The sequence below is a fragment of the Nocardia mexicana NBRC 108244 genome, assembly GCF_001613165.1.
In the GTDB taxonomy this organism is placed as follows: Bacteria; Actinomycetota; Actinomycetes; order Mycobacteriales; family Mycobacteriaceae; genus Nocardia; species Nocardia mexicana.
Genome location: NZ_BDBV01000017.1, coordinates 25,503 through 48,028 on the forward strand (window position 1 = coordinate 25,503; position 22,526 = coordinate 48,028).

At 66.2% G+C, this 22,526-nt stretch carries 22 protein-coding genes and 1 pseudogene; 7 read left to right on the forward strand and 16 right to left on the reverse strand.

The annotated features are described in order from the left end of the window. Nucleotides 1-114: 114 nt before the first annotated feature. The 3 genes and pseudogenes from NM1_RS05495 to NM1_RS05505 form a co-directional block, all read right to left on the reverse strand. Nucleotides 115-1,149, reverse strand: coding sequence for a hypothetical protein (locus tag NM1_RS05495; protein ID WP_147288941.1), 1,035 nt, complete (start codon nt 1,147-1,149; stop codon nt 115-117). 199 nt (nt 1,150-1,348) lie between these two features. Continuing rightward, nucleotides 1,349-1,552: a DUF397 domain-containing protein gene (locus tag NM1_RS05500; RefSeq protein WP_068014574.1), complete on the reverse strand. Its 204-nt coding sequence runs from the start codon at nt 1,550-1,552 to the stop codon at nt 1,349-1,351. Continuing rightward, nucleotides 1,549-2,427, reverse strand: a pseudogene (locus tag NM1_RS05505) (helix-turn-helix domain-containing protein). Before NM1_RS05505 ends, NM1_RS05500 begins: the two are co-directional and overlap by 4 nt. A 220-nt stretch (nt 2,428-2,647) precedes the next feature. Here NM1_RS05505 and NM1_RS42925 point away from each other — a divergent pair. The 4 genes from NM1_RS42925 to NM1_RS05530 are packed head-to-tail and all read left to right on the forward strand — an operon-like array spanning nt 2,648 to nt 5,758. Beyond that, a complete protein-coding gene (locus NM1_RS42925) occupies nt 2,648-3,016 on the forward strand; it encodes a hypothetical protein (RefSeq protein ID WP_169814197.1) in 369 nt (122 codons plus the stop codon). Continuing rightward, nucleotides 3,013-3,648 (forward strand): DUF3558 domain-containing protein, encoded by a 636-nt coding sequence (locus tag NM1_RS40815; protein ID WP_169814198.1) that lies wholly within the window; start codon nt 3,013-3,015, stop codon nt 3,646-3,648. Before NM1_RS42925 ends, NM1_RS40815 begins: the two co-directional genes overlap by 4 nt. Before the next feature lie 2 nt (nt 3,649-3,650). Next, the gene (locus tag NM1_RS41925; protein ID WP_157123846.1) at nt 3,651-5,039 is read left to right on the forward strand and encodes a hypothetical protein; all 1,389 of its coding nucleotides are present in this window, start codon (nt 3,651-3,653) and stop codon (nt 5,037-5,039) included. Further along, nucleotides 5,036-5,758: an ESX secretion-associated protein EspG gene (locus tag NM1_RS05530; protein ID WP_068014585.1), complete on the forward strand. Its 723-nt coding sequence runs from the start codon at nt 5,036-5,038 to the stop codon at nt 5,756-5,758. The genes NM1_RS41925 and NM1_RS05530 overlap by 4 nt, the downstream gene beginning before the upstream one ends. Nucleotides 5,759-5,837: 79 nt before the next feature. Here NM1_RS05530 and yhjD read toward each other — a convergent pair whose 3' ends face one another. Together yhjD and trpS are read right to left on the reverse strand one after the other, a co-directional pair. Continuing rightward, complete coding sequence (gene yhjD / locus NM1_RS05535) at nt 5,838-6,848, reverse strand: inner membrane protein YhjD (protein ID WP_068014587.1); 1,011 nt, start codon at nt 6,846-6,848, stop codon at nt 5,838-5,840. 36 nt (nt 6,849-6,884) lie between these two features. Beyond that, nucleotides 6,885-7,910: a tryptophan--tRNA ligase gene (gene trpS, locus NM1_RS05540; RefSeq protein WP_068014589.1), complete on the reverse strand. Its 1,026-nt coding sequence runs from the start codon at nt 7,908-7,910 to the stop codon at nt 6,885-6,887. A gap of 177 nt (nt 7,911-8,087) precedes the next feature. Here trpS and NM1_RS05545 point away from each other — a divergent pair, with 177 nt between their 5' ends. After that, complete coding sequence (locus tag NM1_RS05545) at nt 8,088-10,253, forward strand: phosphocholine-specific phospholipase C (protein WP_084519186.1); 2,166 nt, start codon at nt 8,088-8,090, stop codon at nt 10,251-10,253. Here NM1_RS05545 and NM1_RS05550 read toward each other — a convergent pair. Both NM1_RS05550 and NM1_RS05555 read right to left on the reverse strand, forming a co-directional pair. Then, nucleotides 10,240-11,346 carry a serine hydrolase domain-containing protein gene (locus NM1_RS05550; protein WP_211339376.1) on the reverse strand — a complete coding sequence of 369 codons (1,107 nt, stop codon included), beginning with the start codon at nt 11,344-11,346 and terminating at the stop codon, nt 10,240-10,242. The genes NM1_RS05545 and NM1_RS05550 overlap by 14 nt on opposite strands. A gap of 462 nt (nt 11,347-11,808) precedes the next feature. Beyond that, the gene (locus NM1_RS05555) at nt 11,809-12,741 is read right to left on the reverse strand and encodes an oxygenase MpaB family protein (RefSeq protein ID WP_068014593.1); all 933 of its coding nucleotides are present in this window, start codon (nt 12,739-12,741) and stop codon (nt 11,809-11,811) included. 108 nt (nt 12,742-12,849) lie between these two features. Between NM1_RS05555 and NM1_RS05560 the strand changes: the two genes are divergently transcribed. Beyond that, nucleotides 12,850-13,485: a TetR/AcrR family transcriptional regulator gene (locus tag NM1_RS05560; protein WP_246011098.1), complete on the forward strand. Its 636-nt coding sequence runs from the start codon at nt 12,850-12,852 to the stop codon at nt 13,483-13,485. Between the two features lie 89 nt (nt 13,486-13,574). Here NM1_RS05560 and NM1_RS05565 read toward each other — a convergent pair whose 3' ends face one another. Genes NM1_RS05565 through NM1_RS05575 form a run of 3 tightly spaced genes read right to left on the reverse strand, consistent with a single transcriptional unit; the run spans nt 13,575 to nt 15,390 of the window. Continuing rightward, nucleotides 13,575-14,051 carry a barstar family protein gene (locus NM1_RS05565; RefSeq protein WP_246011100.1) on the reverse strand — a complete coding sequence of 159 codons (477 nt, stop codon included), beginning with the start codon at nt 14,049-14,051 and terminating at the stop codon, nt 13,575-13,577. Nucleotides 14,052-14,071: 20 nt separating this feature from the next. Then, entirely contained in the window at nt 14,072-14,557 is a 486-nt protein-coding gene (locus tag NM1_RS05570; RefSeq protein ID WP_068014598.1) for a guanyl-specific ribonuclease, read from the reverse strand. Next, nucleotides 14,554-15,390, reverse strand: coding sequence for an exodeoxyribonuclease III (locus tag NM1_RS05575; protein ID WP_255286163.1), 837 nt, complete (start codon nt 15,388-15,390; stop codon nt 14,554-14,556). The genes NM1_RS05570 and NM1_RS05575 overlap by 4 nt, the downstream gene beginning before the upstream one ends. 285 nt (nt 15,391-15,675) lie before the next feature. Here NM1_RS05575 and ephH point away from each other — a divergent pair, with 285 nt between their 5' ends. Further along, on the forward strand, nt 15,676-16,494 hold the full coding sequence (gene ephH, locus NM1_RS05580; RefSeq protein WP_246011104.1) for an epoxide hydrolase EphH: 819 nt from the start codon (nt 15,676-15,678) through the stop codon (nt 16,492-16,494). Between the two features lie 81 nt (nt 16,495-16,575). Here ephH and NM1_RS05585 read toward each other — a convergent pair whose 3' ends face one another. From NM1_RS05585 to NM1_RS05610, 6 genes are all read right to left on the reverse strand, one after another. Next, on the reverse strand, nt 16,576-17,826 hold the full coding sequence (locus tag NM1_RS05585) for an acyl-CoA dehydrogenase family protein (protein ID WP_068014600.1): 1,251 nt from the start codon (nt 17,824-17,826) through the stop codon (nt 16,576-16,578). A gap of 24 nt (nt 17,827-17,850) precedes the next feature. Beyond that, complete coding sequence (locus tag NM1_RS05590; RefSeq protein WP_068014601.1) at nt 17,851-18,720, reverse strand: SDR family oxidoreductase; 870 nt, start codon at nt 18,718-18,720, stop codon at nt 17,851-17,853. A gap of 38 nt (nt 18,721-18,758) precedes the next feature. Then, the gene (locus NM1_RS05595; protein WP_068014603.1) at nt 18,759-19,634 is read right to left on the reverse strand and encodes a MaoC/PaaZ C-terminal domain-containing protein; all 876 of its coding nucleotides are present in this window, start codon (nt 19,632-19,634) and stop codon (nt 18,759-18,761) included. Then, nucleotides 19,631-20,065 carry a type II toxin-antitoxin system Rv0910 family toxin gene (locus tag NM1_RS05600; RefSeq protein ID WP_068014604.1) on the reverse strand — a complete coding sequence of 145 codons (435 nt, stop codon included), beginning with the start codon at nt 20,063-20,065 and terminating at the stop codon, nt 19,631-19,633. The genes NM1_RS05595 and NM1_RS05600 overlap by 4 nt, the downstream gene beginning before the upstream one ends. A 124-nt stretch (nt 20,066-20,189) precedes the next feature. Then, a complete protein-coding gene (locus tag NM1_RS05605; RefSeq protein ID WP_068014606.1) occupies nt 20,190-21,395 on the reverse strand; it encodes a lipid-transfer protein in 1,206 nt (401 codons plus the stop codon). A gap of 203 nt (nt 21,396-21,598) precedes the next feature. Next, nucleotides 21,599-22,243, reverse strand: coding sequence for a TetR/AcrR family transcriptional regulator (locus NM1_RS05610; RefSeq protein ID WP_068014607.1), 645 nt, complete (start codon nt 22,241-22,243; stop codon nt 21,599-21,601). Nucleotides 22,244-22,526 lie beyond the last annotated feature (283 nt).

Here is a 22,526-nt window from a genome sequence, read left to right on the forward strand (position 1 = left end):
ACCCTAGCAGCGGGTTTCGCGCGCCGGACTTGGAAATTCCCCGTCACGGGAATGGGTCCCGAGTTTCGGTAGCGGGAGCCGGGCGGGTTCGCCGCCCGACTCCACGAGACCAGGTCAGTCCGGTAATTGTTGATACAGCCGCACAACCTCGGCGGCCGTGGCGCGGGCCGCATCGCAACCACCGGCCTCGACGCCGACGCTGATTACCTCGGTCTTGCGATTGTGAACACCCTTGACCGGAGCCCAGTGCGGATCGGTGCCGACGTGAATCTGGCACCCATCGGCCCACCGGGTGCCTCGGCCACCCGGCTCCTCGAGCGAGGGAAGGCCCGCTATCCGTGACGCTATCTCTTCCGATCCCGGACTTCGCGTGATCGCGGCGTCCGAGACGTAGGAGAAGTCGATGTGCCGGGTGGTCGAGTTGACTCCGTAGTCCAGGAGCATTTGACAGCTCCAAGGCGTCGGCAGGGAGTTCACCCACGGGTTCGGATGATCCTTCCCGATCACATCCACCACGGCGCAGGGATCGAGTTTCGCCAGCTTCGTGTTGACGTTGGCATGCTTCGACTTCGCTCGGAGCGGGCGCTCTGTGAGATGCGGGATGGAAGCTGCCGCAATGGATGTCGCCTCGGGACACAGGTCGACCTTCGGGCCCCGTTCCATGAGGTCGCCCTTCGTCGCGACCGTGAAATTGAGGACGATCTTGTCGTCGAAAGACAGGCTGGCACTACAGAAATCACCCGAATCACGCACGCGCACAGGGGTTTCACCGAACATCACCGGAGGACCGGATCTCCAAGTGGCGTTGCCCGGGATCATCGCCACGTCGATTTTCGTGATCCTCTTGGCCCCCATCGGAGTCCGGTAGGCCGCCGAGCAGCGGGCGAATTCCCCATCGGCACCGAAATAGCCGGGTGTTCCGATGTCCTCCACCGCAGTCTCGTCCAGGAAACCGCATGGGTCCAGGGGACGTAGCCTATCGCGGTAGGCCAGCGCCACCTTGGTCTCTCGGTCGAGAAACTCCGGATAAGGCTGTCGCACAACCGAAGTCGGACCCTCAGTTGCGTTCGACGCCCCGGACGAACCGATTGAAGACGAACCAGATGAACATGAGACGGTGGCAATTCCCGCGCACACCAGCGCGACCACCCCGAGTAGTGTCCTCCGCACTCGACGGACACTACTGGCCCGTTCGACACTCTCCTATCGACCGTGAAGATTGGCGCGAAACGCCTGGACCGGATTCACGCCAGCTGTTCGCACGCACCGAAATACCTGATAGATCGACCCTCGAGCGTTCCGGATCTACTGACAGGCGGAGCCGACTCTACTGACGGCCGAAGTCGACTCAGCGGTCGAAGCGGCCGTTGTCGAGAGCGGTGGTGAAGCCAGACCATTCGTCAGAGGTGAAGACCAGCGCGGCACCCGAGGGGTTCTTCGAATCACGCACAGCGACAAGGTCATTGGGGAGGAAGGCGGCTTCGACGCACTCTTTGTCGCCCCCGCTGTAGGTGCTCTTGAACCACTCGGCACCGGCCAGATCAACTATCACGCGTACTCCCTCGCTATCTGCCGAAGTAGGTTCCGGCTGGCCACCTCGTCCAATGCCTGGTGGTGAAGGCTCTCGTACGCCCGATGGTACCGCTGTACTACATGATCTTTCTCCAAATAAAGATCGCCTGCGAAGTTCTCGACCTACACCACCGGCGGCTCGACCGGCTGCCCCCTACCGTCCGTGCCGAAGTCGAGAAGGACGAACGGGCCGACAGCCACTCCTAGCGGGAAGCCAGCGCTGAACGGCAGGACTCGCAGGTTGATGTTCGACCGCGTGCCGATGTCGGCAAGATGTTTGGTCTGCGCAGCCATAACCCTCGGGCCGCCGACCACGCTCCGCAGGGCCGACTCCCGCAGAACGACATCAAGACACATCGGTTGAGCCTTGCGAGTGATCCTGATCTGCCGACGCATACGCAGCCGCACACGTCGTTGGTGCTCTTCCGGACTGTCGTCCGGGTACACGGCGTGGATCAAAGCGCTTGCGTAGGACGGAATTTGCAACAACCCAGGCACAAGTTCGGACTGGTAGGTGGTCAGGCTGTGCGCCGCCGCTTCCAGTCCCACGTAGAAGTCGAAATTCGCGGGGATCAGATCGCCGTACTCATGCCACCAGCTAAGAACATTCCCCTGCGCAGCAAGCACTTTCATGGCCGCCGTCTGATTGACGTCGAACTCGTAGATCTTGCACAGCGCATCCAGGTCGGCCTCGTGCAGATGGGCGACCATTCCCTTCTCGATACGCTGTAGAGTGCTCGCGCTGCGCTGGATCAGCGCAGCGGCCTGGTGCAGTGTGAGCCCGCACTCCTCCCTCCCGTTACGCAGGTATCGACCGAGTTGCCGCCGCGGCAGCGTGGATCCGTATTCCGACATGCCCGCCTCCCTCCAGGTTTGTTATGGACCCCGCAAGCAGATCACCGCGCCAACCCCCACGACCCCACCACCGCGGATTCTCATTCAACTACCGCATAACACCAGGAAGCATTGCATTTTCCGCCCCACTCGGACGTCAAATCCGCAACTTGGGGGAACCAATCGCCCTGACAGTGCGTCCAGTAAGGTAGGCGACCAAGCACGAAGGGAGGGCCTGTCGATGGACGTGGGGCAGTCGACGGCAAACGGGCTTTACCAACAGGCCGTAGCGGGGACGTTCCAGATGGAGGAGGGGGCGGCGCAACGCTGCGCGGAGGTCTATCAGCGGTTTGCCCTGTCGTTGGACAAGATGGTCATCGATTCGGGCTACTTACAGCGACTCGACGGGTTTGGTGGCTTCAACTCCGCACTGAACTTGCAGCGAGGATTCGAAGGCAAAGCCGTAAAGCTGACCGAGGCCCTCAGCGGACTCCAGGAAGCTGCTCTGCGAATGGCGGCGGCGTACCTGCATGCGGGCGGACGCATCGAGGAGGCAGAAAGCATGAACAAGCAGGCAATTGCGGCGGCTGCGGCAGGACTCCCGAAGTGAAGCGCATCAGACAGAGCGGATGTTTCGCGGCACTAGCAGCTGCGGCTGTGTTGGTGACTGCCGGATGCACTTCTGACAACGGCGACCCCACTGACACAGCTAGCGAATCGGCGAGCGCCACGGCAGGGACGAGTGCCAAAGCATCGCCACGCGCGCCGCAACCGACTCTTACCGCCCCATCGCTACAGCCTCCGCCACAGAAGCAGTACGGACGACCGGATGTCGCCTTCGACCCATGCACATGGATACCTGATGACGTAATCGCACAGGCAGGCTTCGATCCCAGCAGCAGGAAACGCCACGATCGTGTCGCCGAAATCACCTTCCTCAACTGCGATTTCAGTTCGAAGACCCGCAATCTGAGCGTCATATCGGGCAACGCCACTTGGGACGAGGATCTTCAGAAGAACCGCGCATGGATCGAGCCGATCACCATCAACGGCCGAGAAGCGATGTGGGTGCGCGATCCTGGCCTCGCACGCGGATGTGACATACACCTGCGTACAAAGGCCGGGTTCGTCGATCTGGGCACGACAGTGCTCCTCGGTGGCCTTTCGGAGGGTGTACAGCCCTGCGACGGCTTGCTCGATATCGCCACTGCTATCGAGCCGACGATCGGCAAGGACAACTGATCATGACCGCCGATAATCAACCTCTTGATCCCCAGCAGGCCACCTTGGGCCTGCTTTTGGGAGCTGACCCTGCGGCTGCACGCAGCATCCAACAGTCGCAACAGACTCAGCAGGGCTCACAGCACATGCAGAGCCAGCTCGGACATACCGGCACCGACGACGACTACATCACGGACATCGAACACTGGGATGGCATCTCGCACGAGAAAATCCACACTGATGCCATCAGCATGAAGCCCGACGCGATGCACACGACCGCCAAAGAATGGGGAAAGATCTCCGCTGGCCTGGGTGGCGCACTCTTCGGCCTCAATCTCTCCATCCAAAAGGCACTCTCCGAAGGCATGCAAGGCAAGACCGCCGATGCCGCCCTCGATGCCGCGAAGAAGTTCGTCCAACAAGGGACGGATGTGCAGGAAGTGATCAAGGCAGTCGGCCTCCGGATCGATACTGCAGCCTACGGCGCCGAGGCGGTCAAGCGGTCCGTACCGCCGCCCCCAGCAACAGGTTCGGGCACCACACCGGTCTCGGTAGGCAGCGAAGCCGCTGCGGTACTGCCCCTCCTCGGCATCCAAACACCCGAGTCCGCAATAGCAGGCGGCAAGGATGCGGAGAATCTTCGCCAAGAGGCCATCGCCGCCATGCGTTCCAACTACGACCCCACCTACGGCCCCGCAGGTCGCGGTGTCCCCACCTTCGTCCCTGTGGACTCCCCCGGCGGGAGCGGCCCCGACACCGGCGGCTGGATTCCCGGTACCGGCGGCAACGGCGATGGTGGAACCGGTGGTACGGGCGGAACCGGTAGCGGCACAGGCGGTTCCGGGGAGCAACCGGCCGCCGGTGAGCAGCAGCCGAACGAGACCGATGCGGCGAGTACAACTTCTGCTGGAGACTCCACGAATTCTGCTGGTAGTCAAGGTAATCAGGCCAACTCCCAGGGCCAACAGGGAACCAGCACCACACCGGCCAGCGCCAATCCGTCGACCACAGCCGCGGGCCTCGGTGGCGGAGGTTTCGGCGGTGGCGGCAGTGGCCGTGGCGGCTCCGGTGGGTCCGGCGGTGGTGCGGGCGGAGCAGGTGGCACCGACAAAGGCGGCCCCGGGCGCAGCACTACCGGCGTTCCCGGCACCGGAAATCCTGCTGCCGCAGCGACTTCCGCCCAGGGCATGGGCAAGGCGGGCACCCCGGGCATGGGTGGCATGCCCATGGGAGCCGGAGCGGGCGCGAAGAAGAACGAGGACGAGTCCGAGCGTAAGACCCCGGACTACCTCGTCACGGATCGCGAGGAGGAGCTGCTGGGGATCCGCGATCGTACCGTCCCGCAGGCGATCGGGGCGGATATCCCTGCGGCACAGTCCCATCCGGACAACGGTGAGGGCCGCCGGGGGTGAAGTGGGAGTTCACCCCGGACGAGTTCATGCACCTGTGGAACGAGACCGGTAAGGACCGGTACCCGTTCCCGCTGAAGTTGATCTCGTCCGTACGCTGGCAGAGCGACTTCTCGAGACTCGCCCAGGACCTCCGCGAGCGGCTGCCCCTCCGGGGCGACCCCGACCTGTCCGCGGTGCTGCAGGTGGCCGCGAATCCGGCTGTGTCGCTGGTCATCGTGGGCAAGCGGCGGCGCCCGGTGCGCGCCTACGGCGCGATCGACACCACGGTCGGCGTCACCATGGTCCAGCGCCCGGGCCTCACCGACGACTTCGGCGGCAATGTCGTGGTCGAGGTCGGCACCCCGGCGATCGTGCCCAAGGTGTTCGCGGCCGTCCTCGGCGACGTCCCCCCGGGCCGCCAACCCGCCATGGTGGAGAGCTTCGACAAGATCCGAACCAGCCTCGAATCCTGGACGGGCACAAAGGAATCCACCACCGACCGCATGCGCCGCCTACTCCGCTCCCCCCGCATAGGCTCCGGCCACATAGAGGTCCTCCGCGGCCTCCAAACCCCCCGCCCGCTCCCACCCCAATACCTCAGCTGGTTCGACGTGGAAGGCGACGGCCGCTACGTCCACCGCCAACAACACAACGACTTCCACATAGAACCCTGCTCCCAGCAAACCATCCGCCGCGAACTGGCCCGAATGGCACGACAGGATCCGACACAGCCGGACTGACACGGACAACAGCCTTCGGTGTGCGCCGGTTCTCGCTCGCGGATATCGAACGCACCCTGGCCCGCATCCTGCCCGCGGCTCAACCCTTTCGGCGTATCCGCACCAGCGCCCCCAGCACGGCCCCCACCCCGAACAGCGCCGCACCCGTCCGGGCCGTCATCCCCGCCGCCATCCGCGGGGCGATGACAGCCGGTGCGGGAGCGGGGATTTCGGGCTCGGGTTCGTTCTCGCTGGCGGTCGCCGCCCAGGCGGTGGCGAAGAGGATGATGCGGGCGGTGATGTAGGCGAAGACCATCAGACCGACGATGGGGCCGAAGGCTACGCCCGCCGGGCTGGTCAGCACGGACTTCAGATAGAGGCTGGCGATCTGCTTCCAGATCTCGAAGGCCAGCGCGGCGAGCAAGGCCGCCTTCGCCGCGCTCAGCAGCGTCACCGGCTGCCGGGGCAGGCGGGCGATGATCCACGCGAAGACCGCCCACGTGGCCAGGATCGCGAGCACCAGCGACACTATCGTGAGCAGAACGCCCACGCCGGGGGCGTTTTCGAGGTTGATCAGGGCCAGCAGATCCTTGCCCAGGCCGCTGCCCGCCAGCGCCGACAGGCCCAGCGACGCCACCATCGCCAGACCCAGGCCCAGCAGCGCGAGCAGGTCCGACACCTTGGTGCCGACCCAATTCCCTTCCGGCGCTTTCTGTTCCCACTGTTCGGTGAGCGCCGCCCGCAGATTGGCCATCCAGCCGAGCCCGGCGTACAGGGCGCCGACCAGGCCGATCACGCCGACGCTGGTGCGCGAGTTGATCGCCTGATCGATCAGATCGGTCAGCTGGCCGCCGAAGGAGCCCGGGATGTTCTCGACGATCTTCTCCTGCACTTCGCGCAGCAGATCCGGGTTGCGCGACAGCACGAATCCGGCCACCGCGAAACCCACCATCAGCAGCGGAAACAGCGACAGCACAGTGAAATACGTGATCCCGGCGGCGAAGTAGTCGCCGCGCTGACGCTGATATCGACCGCCGGCGCGGATGGCATGGTCCAGCCACGGCCGCGCCTGGACCTCACGTTCGATGCGCGTCTTGACCTTGCCGAACAACCGTCCTCCCGGAACCCGGCCCCGCGAGGTGGACGGTCAGCGAGCCAGGAAGCCCACCCGCTCGTACACCTGCGCGAGGGTGTTGCCAGCGATTTCCCGAGCGCGTTCGGCTCCGGCGCCGAGAATGCGGTCGAGTTCGCCTTGGTCGTCCAGATACTCTTGCACCTTCGCCTGCAATGGCGTGACAAATTCGACCAGTGCGTCGGCCACATCGCCCTTGAGGTCGCCGTAACCCTTCCCCGCATAGTCCTGCTCGAGGGTGACGACCGGCGTATCCGTGAGCGACGAGAGGATTACCAGGAGATTGCTCACACCCGGCTTCTTTTCGGGGTCGTAGCGGATCTCGCGCTCGGTGTCGGTGACCGCGGACCGGATCTTCTTCGCCGAGACCTTCGGATCGTCGAGCAGGTTCAGCAGACCGGCGTCGGTGGCGGCCGACTTGCTCATCTTGGAGGTCGGATCCTGCAGGTCGTAGATCTTCGCGGTGCCGGTGACGATGTGCGCCTCCGGGACCACGAAGGTCTTCTTGTAGCGGGTGTTGAACCGCTGCGCCAGGTTCCGGGTCAGCTCCAGGTGCTGGCGCTGGTCCTCGCCGACCGGGACCTGATGCGGCCGGTACAGCAGGATGTCGGCGGCCATCAGGACCGGGTAGGTGAACAGACCGACGGTCGCGTTGTCGGCGCCCTGCTTCGCCGACTTGTCCTTGAACTGGGTCATCCGGCTGGCCTCGCCGAAGCCCGTGATGCAGTTGAGCACCCAGGTCAGCTCGGCGTGCTCGGGCACCTGGCTCTGCACGAACAGCGTCGAGCGCTTGGGGTCGATGCCCAGCGCCAGCAGCTGCGCGGCCGCCCGCTTGGTACGGTTGCGCAGTTGCTTCGGATCCTGCGGAACGGTGATCGCGTGCATGTCGGGGATGAAGTAGAGGGCGTCGTAGTCGTCCTGCAGCCGCACCCAATACTGCAGTGCGCCAAGGTAGTTGCCGAGGTGGAAGGAATCGCTGGTCGGCTGGATCCCGGACAGGACCCGCTGCTTGCGTTCACCGGACGTGGCAGGACTCGACATGCTCAGATCTTCGCATGCCGGGGATGGCGGACCGTCGGCACCACCTGACCACGGTCCGCTAAGGTTCAGCAAATAGCTAAAATCATGGTCACACGTCCAGAAACAGCAATGTCGAGTTCATTTCCCGATCGTGCCGCGATTACCCAGCGTCCGCGTGTCGCTGGTGCACTGCCGCGCATGCCCAGCCTCTCCCGGCGACATCTGCTCGGCTCGGCGATCACGCTGGCCGCCGGCTCGGCCACCATGTCGCTGCTGCCGCCCTCGCTGCATCGCGCCATGGCGGCGCCCGTGCCGCCGGGCGGGCTGGGCGCCATCGAGCACGTGATCCTGCTGATGCAGGAGAACCGCTCGTTCGATCACTACTTCGGGAGCCTGCGGGGCGTGCGCGGATTCTCCGACACCGTGCCGCTGCGACTGCGCAACGGCGCCTCGGTCTTTCAGCAACCGATCTCCCCCGCACCGAACCGGCCCCGATCAGCGGGCGAGGGCGTCGCGAACCTGACGGACGAGGGCCTGCGCGACCTCCCGGCGGACGGTTCCGGAGCGGCCCTGCCGTTCTCGCTGCGGCAGGCAGCGGGCCAGGCGGGGCGGCCCGACAGCGATATCCAGTACCTCGACAGCCTGAACCACGAGTGGAACGGCAGCACCGCGGCGTGGGCGCAGGGGTGGTGGGACGGCTGGATTCCGGCGAAGACCGCGGCGACCATGACCTACTACGAGCGCCGGGATCTGCCGCTGCAGTACGAGCTGGCCGACACCTTCACGCTGTGCGACGCCTACCACTGCTCGCTGTTCGGCGGGACCAATCCGAATCGCAACTACTTCTTCACCGGCACCACCGGCTACGAGCCCGGCACCGAGCGGCGCGCGGTGGACAACGACGCCTACGACGCGGACCATCCCGGCTACGACTGGACCACCTATCCGGAACGGCTGGAGGCCGCGGGCATCTCGTGGCAGATCTACCAGGAGTGGGACAACTTCACCGACAATCCGGTCGAGTACTTCGTGCCGTTCAAGCGCATCGGGGCCAAGCTGCTGGCCGAGGTCGAGGGCGGCTTTCCGACGACGGAGAAGTTCTACGAGGCGCTGCGGGAGAAGCCGCCCGAGGAGCAGCAGCGGCTGCTGGGGCAGTTGCATGCCGCGCGGGCGAAGCTGAGTCCGGACGAGCTGAGCCTGTTCGACCGGGCGATGTATCGCAGTGAACCGGATACGTTGCTGCAGCGGGTCGCCGCGGATCTCGAGGCACGGCGGCTGCCGAAGGTCAGCTGGCTGGTGCCTCCGGAAAAGTACAGTGAGCATCCGTCCGGGTCGACGCCGCTGGGGAGCGCCGGGCTGATCTACCAGCTGCTGGATATCGTCGCCTCCGATCCCGAAACCTGGTCCAAGACAGTCGTTCTCATCAACTTCGACGAGAACGACGGGTACTTCGACCACGTGGCGTCGCCGGTGCCGCCGGAGCCGGGCGAGGGTGCGGACTGGTACGACGGCAAGGCGATCGGGCTGGGGCCGCGGGTCCCGATGACGGTGGTATCGCCATGGACCATCGGGGGTTTCGTCGATTCCGAAGTGTTCGACCACACGTCGGTACTGCGGTTTCTGGAGCGGTGGACGGGGGTGCGCGAGCCGAATATCAGCGAGTGGCGTCGGACCGTGTGCGGGGATCTTAGTTCGGTATTCGATTTCACGGACGCGGGCGTGCCGCCGAAACTTGCTGAACCCGAGGCGGTTTCGCAGCCCGTCGATAGATGGAAACCCTCGCCGCCGAGGTTGCAGGTGCTGCCGGAACAGGAGCCCGGCTCGCGCCCCGCACGACCGCTCCCGTACCAACCGGCGGTCTCCGCCGCGCTGTCCAAGTCGACGCTGGAGGTCACACTGACCAATACCGGTGCGGCACCGGCACATTTCGCCATCTACCCGTTCGGCGGCGAGGCTACGACCCCGCAGCACCTCGACGTCTCCGACGAGCAGACCGAGAAGTTCGCCGTGGACGGCGTCTACGACCTGTCGATCCAGGGGCCGAATCGGTTCTGGTTCGAGCTGCGCGGAACGGCCCGCGGCGCCGCCTCATGCATCGAAATCGCCACGGCGCCATCTGGTTCCGATGTGAAGCTGACACTCACCAACCACGCCGAGCGCCGAGTGGCTCTGCTGGTGGCTCCACTGCGCTACGACGGCACCCGCCAACGCATCGACTTGGTCGGCGGGGGAAGCTTGACCCTCGACTGGCCCACCCGAAACGGTTGGTACGACGTGGAAGTCACGGCGCTCCGCGACCCCGACTTTCGCCGCCGGATCACGGGGCGGGTAGAGAACGGGATGCCGGGCGTCAGCGGCGACTGATCCCGCCGCCCGTCGCGGCCGCGGTCAGGTCCGAGAGTCGTTGTGCGGTAGTGAAATCGGGGGTGAGGCGGGTCTTGGTCATGGCGAAGGAGATGCCCGTGGCGATATCGGCGTAGACATAGCTGCCGCCGCCACCGACCCAGCCGAAGGAGGTGGGTGTCTCCTCCGGTCGAGTGCCGAGACGGCCGAGCGGATAGCCCAGGGCCAGCCGCGCGTGATTGCCGAAGACCTGGTCGATGCCCTCGAAGGCCACCGCCGTGGCCTCCTCCAGCTGGTGTGCGTCTATGAGCCGACCGTCGAGGAACGCGGCGTTCGCGGCGGCCATTCCCCGCGCGGTGAAGGTGCCGACCGATGGGATGTCCGCTTGGAGGATGTCGGGACTGTTGCCCATCGCCGCGGTCGGCTGCATCTCCCAGGGCGCGAGCACGGTGTCGGCGCCGGGTGGTGTGACCGGGTGCGGTGCGGCGTCTTCGAGCCGTGCCAGCCGGGACAGATCCGTATGGGGCACACCGAAATACAGGTCGCCGTCGAGGCCCAGCGGCGCGGCGACCCACTCGTGCAGAAGTTGCCGCATCGGTCTGCCAGTGGCTCGCCGCGCTATTTCGCCGACGAGGAAGCCGAAGGTGAAGGAGTGGTACCCGGTCCGGGCCCCGGGACGCCAGCGCGGTTCGGCGTCGGCGATCGCGGCGCAGACCCGCGACCAGTCGGTCAGGTCGGCCGGTCCGATATCTCGAGGCATCGCCGGAACTCCGGTCGAGTGCGTGAGCACATGGCGAACGGTCACGGACTCCTTACCGTGGGCGCCGAACTCCGGCCACACCTCGACCACGCGCGTGTCGTACGCGACGGCGCCGGTCCGGACGAGCAGGTGAGCGATCAGCGCGGTCATGGCCTTACTGCTGGAGAAGCTGAAGAACGGGGTCTCCGGCGTCACCCGTCGCCCGGTCGCGCTATCGGCGACGCCCGCAACAGCATCGACAACGAGAGCGCCGTGCCGGTACACGGCCACCTGCACACCGGCCTCGGCTCCACTATCGACGAGTTCCTCGACCACACCCTGAACCCGGCGCTGCAACTCGGATATCTCGGTCACCAACTCGCCCCCATGTCGCGGGTCTGGCTGAACGCCGCAAGCCTACCGACCTCCGTTCACGCACCCCGCATCCGTTCCCGCACCCACTACAACGCTTGCACGGGGTGCGAGAAAGCGCACGGGGTGCGTCAATCCCGCCAGCTGGGCGACACGGGCACCACCCGCTCACGCACCCCGCGTTCACCCGCTACAACGCTTGCACGGGGTGCGTGAATGCGCGGGGGTGCGTGAATTCGTCAAGCCGGGCGACAGCGCTCAGAGGCGGAGGGAGACAGGCGCGTCCCGCCCTTTCCTATTCCCGGCACGCTCTGTCTTCTATTCCCGGCACGCTCAGTCTTCTATTCCCGGCACGCTTTTGGCCGGGATCCGCACCGCACGTAGGGATTCCGGCCAGGAGCATGCCGGAATTGCGGAGTAGCGGCACGCTCCCCGACGTGGCGACGAACGTGCACTCCGGGCGCGCTACCCCGCGTGGCGTTGGGCGTGGTTGAGGGGGTTTATGCCGGGCATGCTGGGGCGGCCGGATTTCACCAGGGCGTGTTCGCGTTTGGTGAGCATGCGGTAGACGGGGGCGCTGGGGCCCGCGAGGGTTTTGCGTAGCGGACGCGGGGCGAGGGGGAAGGTGAAGTGTGCCGTGCGGACGCCCTGGGCGAGGGCGCGGTGGGCCAGTTCTTCCCTTGTGCCCCAGTTGATTCCGTACATGTCGCGGATGCGGGGTGGCAGGCTGCCCTGGATCAGGAGGAAGACGCTCGAGGTGACCTGGTGCAGGGGCATCGGCATGGGATAGGGGACCTGTTTGCCCGCCAGGTAGGCGCCGACCAGGCGGGCCTCGTCGGTGAGGTGGAGTTCGTCGGAGGCCAGGTAGTCGTCGAAGTAGCGGCGGAAGGCGGGGTAGCTCGCGGGGGCGGCGTCGCGCGGCATGCCGAACAGTTCGCCCCAGCGCACGTAGTCCTGATAGAGGTCCTCGCGCTCGGCGGCGGTCAGCTTGCGGACCAGCAGGTCGTACATCACCTCGGCGGAATCGAAGGTGAAGGCCATCGTCATGAACATCAGATGGGGGTTCGCGGCGGAGTACCCGCTGCCTGCGGGATAGTGCTTACCGGCATCCTCGGGAAGCGAACCCTCCACTCGCACATGCTTTTTGCGCGTGAACGCCAGCGCCCGGTCGGCCTCCTCCCGGCTGCCCAGGAACACCGCCTCGAACAGACGGCCGGTCAGCGCGAGCCGGGTGTAGGGCGTGGTCCGGTGCTCGGTGTTCTCGGCGGTGCCGACATAGAGCAGCGGATGGACCGCACCGACCACCAGCGCGCGCTGCCCATACGTGAGCCCCACCGCCCGCTTGCGCATGACCCGCCGAATCATCGAGTCGTCGGAGAAGTAACCGGGATCGGGCATCGTCGCCTCCTCGTCCAGAAGATCTGGCAATAGAATCCACCAGAATTACCAATCTGGCAAGAGATGGCACCAGAATTGTCGGCCATCCGCCGTGACACAATCGGGGGCGTGGCGGCGCAGCGGACGTACGGCGGGGTTTCGGCGGAGGAGCGCCGTGCTCAGCGGCGGGCCGCGCTGCTCGAGGCCGCGCTGGAGATCATCGGTACCCAGGGGCTGGAGAAGCTCACGGTGGCCGGGTTGTGCGCCCAGGCGGGGCTCAATGAGCGTTACTACTACGAGCAGTTCGACAGCCGTGATGCCGTGCTCATCGCGCTGTTCGACGGGATCGCCGAGGAATTGGCCGGGGCGATCGTGGTGGCGCTGCAGACCGCGCCCGACGACACCCGCGGCATGGCGCACGCGGCGATCGCCGCCGGGATCCACGTGCTCACCGACGACCCGCGCAAGGCCCGGGTGGCGGCGATCGTCAGCGCCGCCACCCCGGAGCTCCGCTCGCGCACCCTCGAGACCATCCGCTCGTTCGCGAATCTCGTTGCCACCCAAGGCATCGACTTCTACGGACTCACCGCCCCCGATCCCGACCCCGCGATCGGCTTCCGTGCCACCTACCTGGTCGGCGGCCTGGTCCAGACCTTGACCAGCTGGCTCCAGGGCGACCTACCGATGTCCCGCGCCGAGCTCATCGACCACACCACCGACGTCTTCGTCCTCCTCGCCGAAGACCTCGCCCACCGCCTCCGCTGAGCCGCCCCGGCTTCCCGCACGCCTTGCATGCTCACGCACGCCCTGCAGGGCACTGAAAGGAGTGCTGGAACCAACAAGGGGTGCGGGGATTACAGGGTGAGGGGGGCGGCGTCCAGGGGTGGTTTGCCCTGGAGGACTACCCGATAGGTGGTGCCGTAGGAGGACCAGGTGACGGCGGCATCGCGCATGGCCTCGGTGAACCATTCCAGCTGATTGGGCTGATCTGCCAGCAGCTGGTCCGAATCTCGGATCACGGCAACGTATCCCGGGGCTTCACCGACGAAATCGGAGAGGTCGCGGAGGCATTCGTCGAAGGCGTCCTTGTTCTCACCGAAGTAGTACGGGAATTGGAAAGCCGCGGCGAACTCGTCGAAAACACCTGCGGTGGTGCGCATCTTGGACCCCCGCAGTTCGCGGACGACGTAGTCGGCGGGTGCTTGGTAACGGACACTGCTGAATTCACCGTCCCCGACCGCCAACGACCCCAGCGCCGGGCCTGGCACGGGGCGGGTCTCCCCTGCCGCCGGGGCGGCTTCCGCACCGGACAGGAACTGCGACAACGTCATCGGCGTGCTCATCGGCGCCCTCACCGCATCCTCGTGAACGTCTTGTAGTGGTCACCGGTGTAGTAGGCCGAGCCGTCGCTGCCGGTGACTATGCGTTCGGCATCGCGGGTCTGGCCGCGCTTCTTCGGGTTCACGTCCCATTCCTTATAGGTGATCGATTTCCCGTAGGAGTCCGTTTTCGACAGTGTTCCATCGCGATTCATCCACTGGTCGCCGCCCTTGGTGCCGGGCGCACCCGCCGAATCCGGCCAGCGACCGGCATCGATCTCCTGCAGTGTCTGGTAGGCACGGTCGGGGACGCCCGGCGCGCGGCTGGTCACGGGCGCGGCAGAAGCATTGCCCGCCTTGGTAGTTGCCTTGGCCGTGGCGCTCGCGGTGCCCGACTTCGAGACCCCGGAGCCGGAATCCGTACCGCCGCGCAGCGCGAGCACACCCGCGACCACCACCGCCAGCACCAGTCCGGCCAGCACCAGCAAGGTGCGAATCCGCTTGTCGGACAGGTTCATCGGTACTGAACCGTCACCGGGGCGTGATCCGACCAGCGCAGCGCGTACTCCGGTGCGCGTTCCACCACGGCCTGTTTGGCGCGCGCCGCCACCTCACCGCGGGCCAGCTGATAGTCGATGCGCCACCCGGCATCGTTGTCGAAGGCGCGGCCGCGGTAGGACCACCAGCTGTACGGGCCGGGAACCCCCGGATGCAGCGTGCGCACCACGTCGACATAACCGGCGGCGAGTATCTCGTCGATCCAGGCGCGCTCCCCCGGCAGGAAGCCGGAGTTCTTCACGTTGCCCTTCCAGTTCTTGATGTCCAGCTCGGTGTGCCCGATATTCCAGTCGCCGCTGATCACGAAGTCGCGGGTCTGCGACTTCAGATGCGCGCCCAGTTCGCCCAGGAAGCGATACTTCTCGTCCTGCATCGGCGTGTCGGCCTCGCCCGTGTGCACGTACACGCTCGCGACGCTCAGCTCGTCGAACTCGGCCTCGATATAGCGGCCGACCCCGTCGAACTCCGCGCTACCGAACCCGATGCGCACCGCGCGCGGCTCGCGCCGGGACAGGATCCCTACCCCCGCGCGGCCCTTCGTCCCCGGCTCGGCGTGCGCCAGATGCCATCCGGATTCGAGCGCCGGCGCCAGCGCCTTCCGGGTCTGCTCGTCGGTTGCCCGGGTCTCCTGCAGGCAGATGATGTCCGCCTCGGTGACCGCCAGCCACTCGAGCATCCCCTTGCCCGTCTTCCCGGTCGCGGCGCGCACGCCGTTCACGTTGATCGTCGAGATCGTGCAATAGGAGGAGTAATTGTCCGACTGGGCCGCGGAGAACAGTTCGTCTGAGTGCACACCTCACGATATCCCGGCACCGCGGCGCGGGGGCGGTTGCTGTGCCGTGCCTAGCCCGAACGGGTCGAATCGTTCATCGACAACCTGAACTGTCCGCGCGTGGTGCTCGGCGGAATCGGCCGGCTGTGTGGGATGCCGCTGTCGGGCGACGCAACGCCCATTTGTCGGCCCTGCGGTAGCGCTGCGGACCGTACAATTCAGGGCATCACACTCCCTGCGGACATCGAGGTCCAGGAAGGGGTGACGACGATGACGTCCGGCACCGCGCACTCCACTGTCCCGCTCATGCCGATGCAAGCCCTGCACACAGGATCCGGGGATCCGCTGTTGCTGCTGCACGGATTCATGCTCTCGCCACACTGCTGGGAACAGGTGGCGTTCCGGCTGTCCAGCACGTGCGAGGTGTACGCTCCGGCGTTCACCGGGCACTGGGGCGGGCCCGCATTGCACGGCTGGTACCTCGACATCGATGTCCTGGCCGACCGCGTCGAGGCCCAGCTCGACGAATTGGGTTGGCGCACATGTCATATCGCGGGCAATTCGCTCGGCGCCTGGGTGGGTTTCGAGCTCGCCCGCCGCGGCCGGGCGCGCACCCTGACCGCTATCGCACCGGCCGGCGGCTGGAATACGCCGTCGCTGCTGCAGTTTCGGGTGGGGCTGAAGTTCCTGTCGCTGGTGCCGGTGGTCGAGATCGGCAAGCGGCTGCCGCCGTTGATCCGATTGAGCGCTCCCGCAAGGCAATTGGTCTCGATGCTGTTGAGCAAGAACACCGCGGCGGCGACCCGGCGCGGTATCGAGGCGGCGATCACCTCGGCCCTGAACTGTCCCGCGATGCTGCCGCTGCTGGCCGGTGGGCTGCGCATGCCCGACCTGGAGGACCTGTCGACGCTGCCGACCCCGGTCCGCCTGCTGATGTCCGAATTCGACCGGGTGATCCCGACTCGCTCGTTCGCCAGGCGTTTTCTGCGGGAGCTGCCCGACTCCGCCGACCGCATCATGGTGCACGGCGTCGGTCACGTCCCGATGCTGGAGGCGCCCGATCGGATCGCGACGCTCATCGCCGAGCACATCTATGCCAGCCGCACGCATCTGCGTGCGGTGTGAGGGAGGTCGGCGGATCGGTCACACCCCTCGGCGCCGATCCGCCGACCGACTCGCCGACGTGATCGTGCGCGGAGGTGCGGGTCAGCCCAGCAGGCCCTTGGCGATGTGCGTGACCTGGATTTCGTTGCTGCCCGCGTAGATCATCAGCGACTTGGCGTCGCGGGCGAGCTGTTCCACGCGGTACTCGGTCATGTAGCCGTTGCCGCCGAACAGCTGGATCGCCTCCATGGCGACGTCGGTGGCGGCCTCCGAGCAGTACAGCTTGATGGCCGATGCCTCCGCCAGCGTCGGCGGCTTACCGGCGCGGGCCCGCTCGATGGAGTTGAACACCATGTTCTGCACGTTGATTCGCGCCACCTCCATCTTGGCGAGCTTGAGCTGCACCAGCTGGAAGCGGCCGATCTCCTGGCCCCAGAGCTTGCGGCTCTTGGCGTAATCGATGCAGAGCCGGTGGCATTCGTTGATGATGCCCAGCGCCATGAAGCCGACGCCGATGCGTTCGGCGGTGAAACTCGAACGGGCGCTTTCCCGTCCGTCGCCGCCCTTGTGCTCCTCGGTCTCGCCCAGCAGCCGATCCCGGCCCAGCCGGACGTTGTCGAAGAAGAGTTCGCCGGTCGGCGAGGCGTGCAGGCCCATCTTCTGGAACGGTTTGCCCTGGGTGAAGCCCTCCATGCCCTTGTCGAGCACGAACGTCAGCACCTTGCGGTCGCGCTTGTCCACGCTCGCGTCGCGCTCATCGAGCTTGGCGTAGACGATCACCGTGTCGGCGTAGGGGCCGTTGGTGATGAACGTCTTCTGCCCGTTGAGGATATAGTCCTCGCCGTCGCGCCGGACGTAGGTCTTCATGCCGCCGAACGCGTCCGAACCGGAGTCCGGCTCGGTGATCGCCCACGCCGCAACCTTTTTCATGGTCACGATGTCCTTCAGCCACCGCTCCTGCTGCGCGAGCGTGCCGCGCGACATGATGGTGGTGGCTCCGAGACCGATGGACACGCCCATCGAGCTGACCAGACCCATGCAGACCCCGGAGAGCTCGCCGATCAGCACCGCCATCAGCGATTCCTGCCCGCCGAAGGGGCCGCCGCCGGAGGATTTGGCCTTCTTCTCGCCGGATTCCTCCCCCTCGGCCTTGGCGCGCTGCTTGGCCAGCAGCTTGTCGATCGCCTCGGCGCCCATCGCGTCGATCCCGAACTCCGCGAACAGTTTCCGGAGAATCGGATAGGGCGGCATCTCACCGCTCTCCAGGGCGTCGAGATGCGGGCGGACCTCCTTGGCGATGAAGCCCCGCACCGCGTCGCGGATCAGTTCATCGGTCTCGGACCATTCGAACATCGTTGTTCTCCAATAGGTTTCGGGCTACGGCAGGCGAGCGGCGATATCGTCGATCAGCCAGGGACCCTCGGTCTCGATGGTCTTGACATCGTGCCAGCCGGCCAGCTCGGAGATGGCCTCGCCCTGCACCGCGAACACCTTGCCGGTGATCGGGCACTTGTCGCTGGCCAGATAGGCCACCAGCGGGGAGATATTGGCCGGGCTGAAGGCGTCGAACTCGCCCTCGGGCACCTCGGCGGCGAAGATCGCGCCCATGCCCGGGGTGGCGAGGGTCAGCCGGGTGCGCGCCATCGGCGCGATCGCGTTGACCCGCACCCCGTAACGCTCCAGTTCGTCGGCGGCGACCAGGGTCAGCGCGGCGATACCCGCCTTCGCCGCACCGTAGTTCGCCTGGCCTGCATTCGGCACGGTGACGCCCGAGGCGGAGGCGGTGTTCACGACCGCGGCGTTGGGCTGGTTACCGGCCTTGGACTGGTCCTTCCAGTACGCGGCCGCATGCCGCAGCAGGTTGAAGTGCCCCTTCAGGTGCACGGCGATGACCGCGTCCCACTGGGACTCCTCGAGCCCGGCGATGAATCCGTCCCGGAGAATACCCGCGTTGTTGATCACGATGTCGAGCTTGCCGAACTCCGAAACGGCCTGATCGACAAGGTCTTTCGCGCCGTCCCAGGTAGCGATGTTCGCGGTGTTGGCCGCGGCCTTCCCGCCCGCGGCGGTGATCTCGTTCACCACCTCCTGCGCCGGGCCGACGTCGGCGCCCTCACCGGCGTTGTCGCCACCGAGATCGTTGACGACCACCGCCGCGCCCTCGGCCGCGAACAGCAGCGCGTGCTCGCGCCCGATGCCGCGCCCGGCGCCGGTGATGACGGCGACCTTGCCTTCCAGTGCGCCCATATGTGTTGTCTCCTTCGTTCGTCCGTCGCTACCGGAGGTCAGTCCGCGATTTCGGCAAGGCCGTCACTCAGCACGACGTCGTCTCCCCGCACCGTCTCGAATGCGTATGTAGTTATCCCGTTGCCCGACTTCACCTTCCAGATCCGGGTCTCCAGATCGTCGCCGGGGAAGACCATTTTCGCGAAGCGCACCGCGAATCGTTTCAGCCGGTTCGCATCCGAGCCGCCGACCTCGGTCAGCACCGCCCAGGAGGCGAAGGCCATCGTGCACAGGCCGTGCGCGATGATGCCGGGCAGCCCGGCCTCCTTGGCGACCTCCTCGTCCAGGTGCAGCGGCACCGGGTCGCCGGAAGCCGGTGCGTAGCGGTAGGTCTGGTCGTCGTCGACGTGCTGCGGCACCGTGGCGACCGGATCCTGCGACCGCAGGCTCTCGTCGAACTTGTGCTCGGGCGCCTGCTCCCCGACCGTCTTGCCCGCATCGATGTTCCGGAAGAACGCCGTCAGGTACTGCTCGTTGACGAGTTCGCCTGCCTCGTCGCGGCTTTCGATGTGAATGGCGATCGTGCTGCCGTTGGACCGGCCCGCATAGCCGATCGCCCGGGCTCGCGACACCAGCGTCTCGCCGGGCCGGATCGGGCGATGGAAGTGGAAGTCCTGTTCGCCGTGCACCACCCGGCCGAAGATATCCATCGGCGCCACGTCGATGACCGGCACCATCATGGCGTCGAACACCGGCACGATCGCGAAGATCGGCGGGGCCACGTCGCCGTCGCGGTGGGCCGCGATGGGATCGTTGGTGGCGGCGGCGTATTCGGCGATCCGCCCGCGCAGGACCTCGAAACGCTCGTCGTCACACCAGGTGTTCAGGCCGGAGTCGTCGAATTCGACGACCCGGCCCTCGGTGCCCGTACTCACTTGGCCGCCAGCGCCTCGAGCTGCTCGAGGGACTTCTCGAGCTGCTTCATGCCGTCCTTCTCCACGGCCTTGCCCAGCGCGCCCTTGATGAGCGCACCCTCGAAGTCGCCGTTCACCGCCAGCTCGCTGCCTTCGTCCGCCGCGGTGATGGTGAACGTGAATTCCACCTTGACACCGGCCATTCCGGTCGCGGTCAGCGTCAGCTTGCTGGGCGCGTCGACGGCGGCCACGCTCCACTCGAACTTGTTGGCCATGCCGAGCATGACGACCTTGGCGACCAGCTTGTTACCCACCTCGAGGGTGGCCGGCGGCTCCTCCATCCACCGCTCGTGAATGGAGAACCAGTCACCCCAGGTGTTGGGATTGCCCACAACCGCCCACAGGGCATCAGGCGCGGCAGACAGCTTCTTGGTGTATTCGATGTGTCCCATGATGTTTCCTCTCGTCATTGAGCACCAGGCGGCTTCTACCGCCATCCCGGCAAGTCGCGGAGCGCACCTTCATCCCCGGCAAGTCGCGGAGCGCACCTTCATCCCCGGCATGCTTTGGCCGGGGTCAGCGATCGGCCCGCTGGTACGCCGTCACGATCGCCGCACCGCCCAGCCCGATGTTGTGCTGCAGTGCCGCAGTCACATTCGGGACCTGGCGCTTGTCGGCCGTGCCGCGCAGCTGCCATGTCAGTTCGCTGCACTGCGCCAAACCCGTGGCGCCCAAGGGATGTCCCTTGGAGATCAGGCCGCCGGAGGGGTTGACGACCCACTTGCCGCCGTAGGTGGTCTGGTCGGCGTCGAGCAGCTTTCCGGCCTCGCCCTCGCCGCACAGGCCCAGCGCCTCGTACAGCAGCAGTTCGTTGGCCGAGAAGCAGTCGTGCAGCTCGATGACCTGGAAATCCTCGGCGCCCAGACCGGCCTGGTCGTAAACCTGCCGTGCCGCTTGGACATTCATGTCGTAGCCGATGATGCCCTTCGCCGTGCCGTCGAAGGTGGAGGCGAAGTCGGTGGTCATGGCCTGCCCGACGATCTCCACGGCCTGGGCTGCCAGGTTGTGCTTGTCGACGAACGCCTCGGAGGCGAGGATCGCCGCGCCGGAGCCGTCGGAGGTCGGCGAGCACTGCAGCTTGGTCAGCGGGTCGTAGATCATCCGCGCGTCCAGGATGTCCTGCATCGAATACGCGTCCTGGAACTGCGAATACGGGTTGTTGACCGAATGCTTGTGGTTCTTGTACCCGATCTTCGCGAAGTGCTCGGCCGTGGTGCCGTACGCCTTCATATGCTCGCGACCGGCCGCGCCGAACATCCACGGCGCGGGCGGGAACAGCACCTCGGAGATCTCGGCCAGCGCCATCATGTGCTTGGCCATCGGCTGCTCGCGGTCGTCCCAGGTCGAACCGAGCGATCCGGGCTGCATCTTCTCGAACCCCAGCGCCAGGGTGCAGTCGGCCAGGCCGCCCCGAATCGCCTGTGCCGCAAGATATAAGGCGGTGGACCCGGTCGAGCAGTTGTTGTTGACGTTGACGACCGGGATGCCGGTCATGCCCAGCTCGTAGACGGCCCGCTGGCCCGAGGTGGATTCGCCGTACACGTAGCCGACGTAGGCGTGCTGCACCTGATCGTAGGAAATCCCCGCGTCCGCAAGCGCTTTCGTGCCCGACTCGCGCGCCATGTCCGGGTAGTCCCAGTCGCTGCCGTCCTCGTTCTTGCGCCGCCCCGGCTTCTCGAACTTCGTCATGCCGACGCCGACGACGTAGACCTTGTTCGCCATCGAACTCCTCACATCCGGCCGCCCACCTCGATGGGCGGCATGCGCCGATCCAGCGGATCGAACCTGGAAACAAACATACAAGGCTGTATGTAACTTGACAAGAGGTCGCGTCCTCCCCACGCATGGGTGAGGAGCGCGGCACAGACGGGGTGAGGGGCGCGCCGGTAACAGCGATGCGGTGGTGGGTCAGCGAAGGCGAGACGTCAGGTGGTGGAGCGCAGGCCCGACAGGGTGGATTCCGCGGCGAGGCGCAGGTGCGCCGCGGCCCGCTTCCAGCGCCGTAGCGCCCGATCGGAATCCGGATCGATGAAGTTGGAGACCAGGATTCCGCGCAGCGCGTCCATCGCGGTGTAGACGAAGTCGCGCGCGATCTTCCGGTCGACCTCGTCCGGAACCATCTGGGCCACCGCGGTCAGCACGGCGTTGTTGACGAACGGCTCGACCTTCGCCATCTCGGCGGCCAGCACCCGGTCGACGCGCCCGGCGACCCACAGTTCCATCGCGGCGACGAACAGCGGGCCCTGGTGCAGCTCCCAGAGGAACTCCAGGACGGCCGCCACCGGATCGCCCTCGGCGCGGAAGCGGCCGAGTTCCTGCATGGCCGCGTCGGTGCGGCGCTGGGCGAGATGGCTGATGGCCGCCACGACGAGATCCGTCTTCGACCCGAAGTGGTGTACCTGCGCGCCGCGGGTGACGCCCGCACGCTCGGCGACCCGGGGCGTCGTGGTGCCCGCGTAGCCGTATTCGACCAGGCAGTCGATGGTCGCGTCGAGTAGCCGGACGCGCATCTCACTGCTGCGCTGCTCCTGTGTGCGACGCTGTGGTTTCGAGACTGCGGGCCTGGCCATTCCGGGAATTCTACACTTACGTACAGATCTGCACGAAAATCATAGGAGCCGCTCGCCGATCGCCCTGTGCCACAACATCTTATGCGTCGGCACGGCGCGAGCAATCCGAGGCCGCCCGTTTGCCCGGCGCGGGCGGGTCGGTGACCGCATCCGCAGCCGACCGACTTCGACGAATCAGCACACAATTCCCCGGACTGCGAACAAAAGTGCCGAACAGGCGAACCGGAGTGCAATCACATTGCCACCGCCACAACCGGCTACATACCGTGTGAATTGTCGATCG

Coding starts and splice junctions, on each gene's coding strand:
- NM1_RS42925 (WP_169814197.1), top strand. CDS start 2,648: ATGGACGTGGGGCAGTCGACGGCAAACGGGCTTTACCAACAGGCCGTA.
- NM1_RS41925 (WP_157123846.1), top strand. CDS start 3,651: ATGACCGCCGATAATCAACCTCTTGATCCCCAGCAGGCCACCTTGGGC.
- trpS (WP_068014589.1), bottom strand. CDS start 7,910: ATGTCGAGTCCTGCCACGTCCGGTGAACGCAAGCAGCGGGTCCTGTCC.
- NM1_RS05545 (WP_084519186.1), top strand. CDS start 8,088: ATGCCCAGCCTCTCCCGGCGACATCTGCTCGGCTCGGCGATCACGCTG.
- NM1_RS05555 (WP_068014593.1), bottom strand. CDS start 12,741: ATGCCCGATCCCGGTTACTTCTCCGACGACTCGATGATTCGGCGGGTC.
- NM1_RS05565 (WP_246011100.1), bottom strand. CDS start 14,051: ATGACGTTGTCGCAGTTCCTGTCCGGTGCGGAAGCCGCCCCGGCGGCA.
- NM1_RS05570 (WP_068014598.1), bottom strand. CDS start 14,557: ATGAACCTGTCCGACAAGCGGATTCGCACCTTGCTGGTGCTGGCCGGA.
- ephH (WP_246011104.1), top strand. CDS start 15,676: ATGCCGATGCAAGCCCTGCACACAGGATCCGGGGATCCGCTGTTGCTG.
- NM1_RS05585 (WP_068014600.1), bottom strand. CDS start 17,826: ATGTTCGAATGGTCCGAGACCGATGAACTGATCCGCGACGCGGTGCGG.
- NM1_RS05590 (WP_068014601.1), bottom strand. CDS start 18,720: ATGGGCGCACTGGAAGGCAAGGTCGCCGTCATCACCGGCGCCGGGCGC.
- NM1_RS05600 (WP_068014604.1), bottom strand. CDS start 20,065: ATGGGACACATCGAATACACCAAGAAGCTGTCTGCCGCGCCTGATGCC.
- NM1_RS05605 (WP_068014606.1), bottom strand. CDS start 21,395: ATGGCGAACAAGGTCTACGTCGTCGGCGTCGGCATGACGAAGTTCGAG.
- NM1_RS05610 (WP_068014607.1), bottom strand. CDS start 22,243: ATGGCCAGGCCCGCAGTCTCGAAACCACAGCGTCGCACACAGGAGCAG.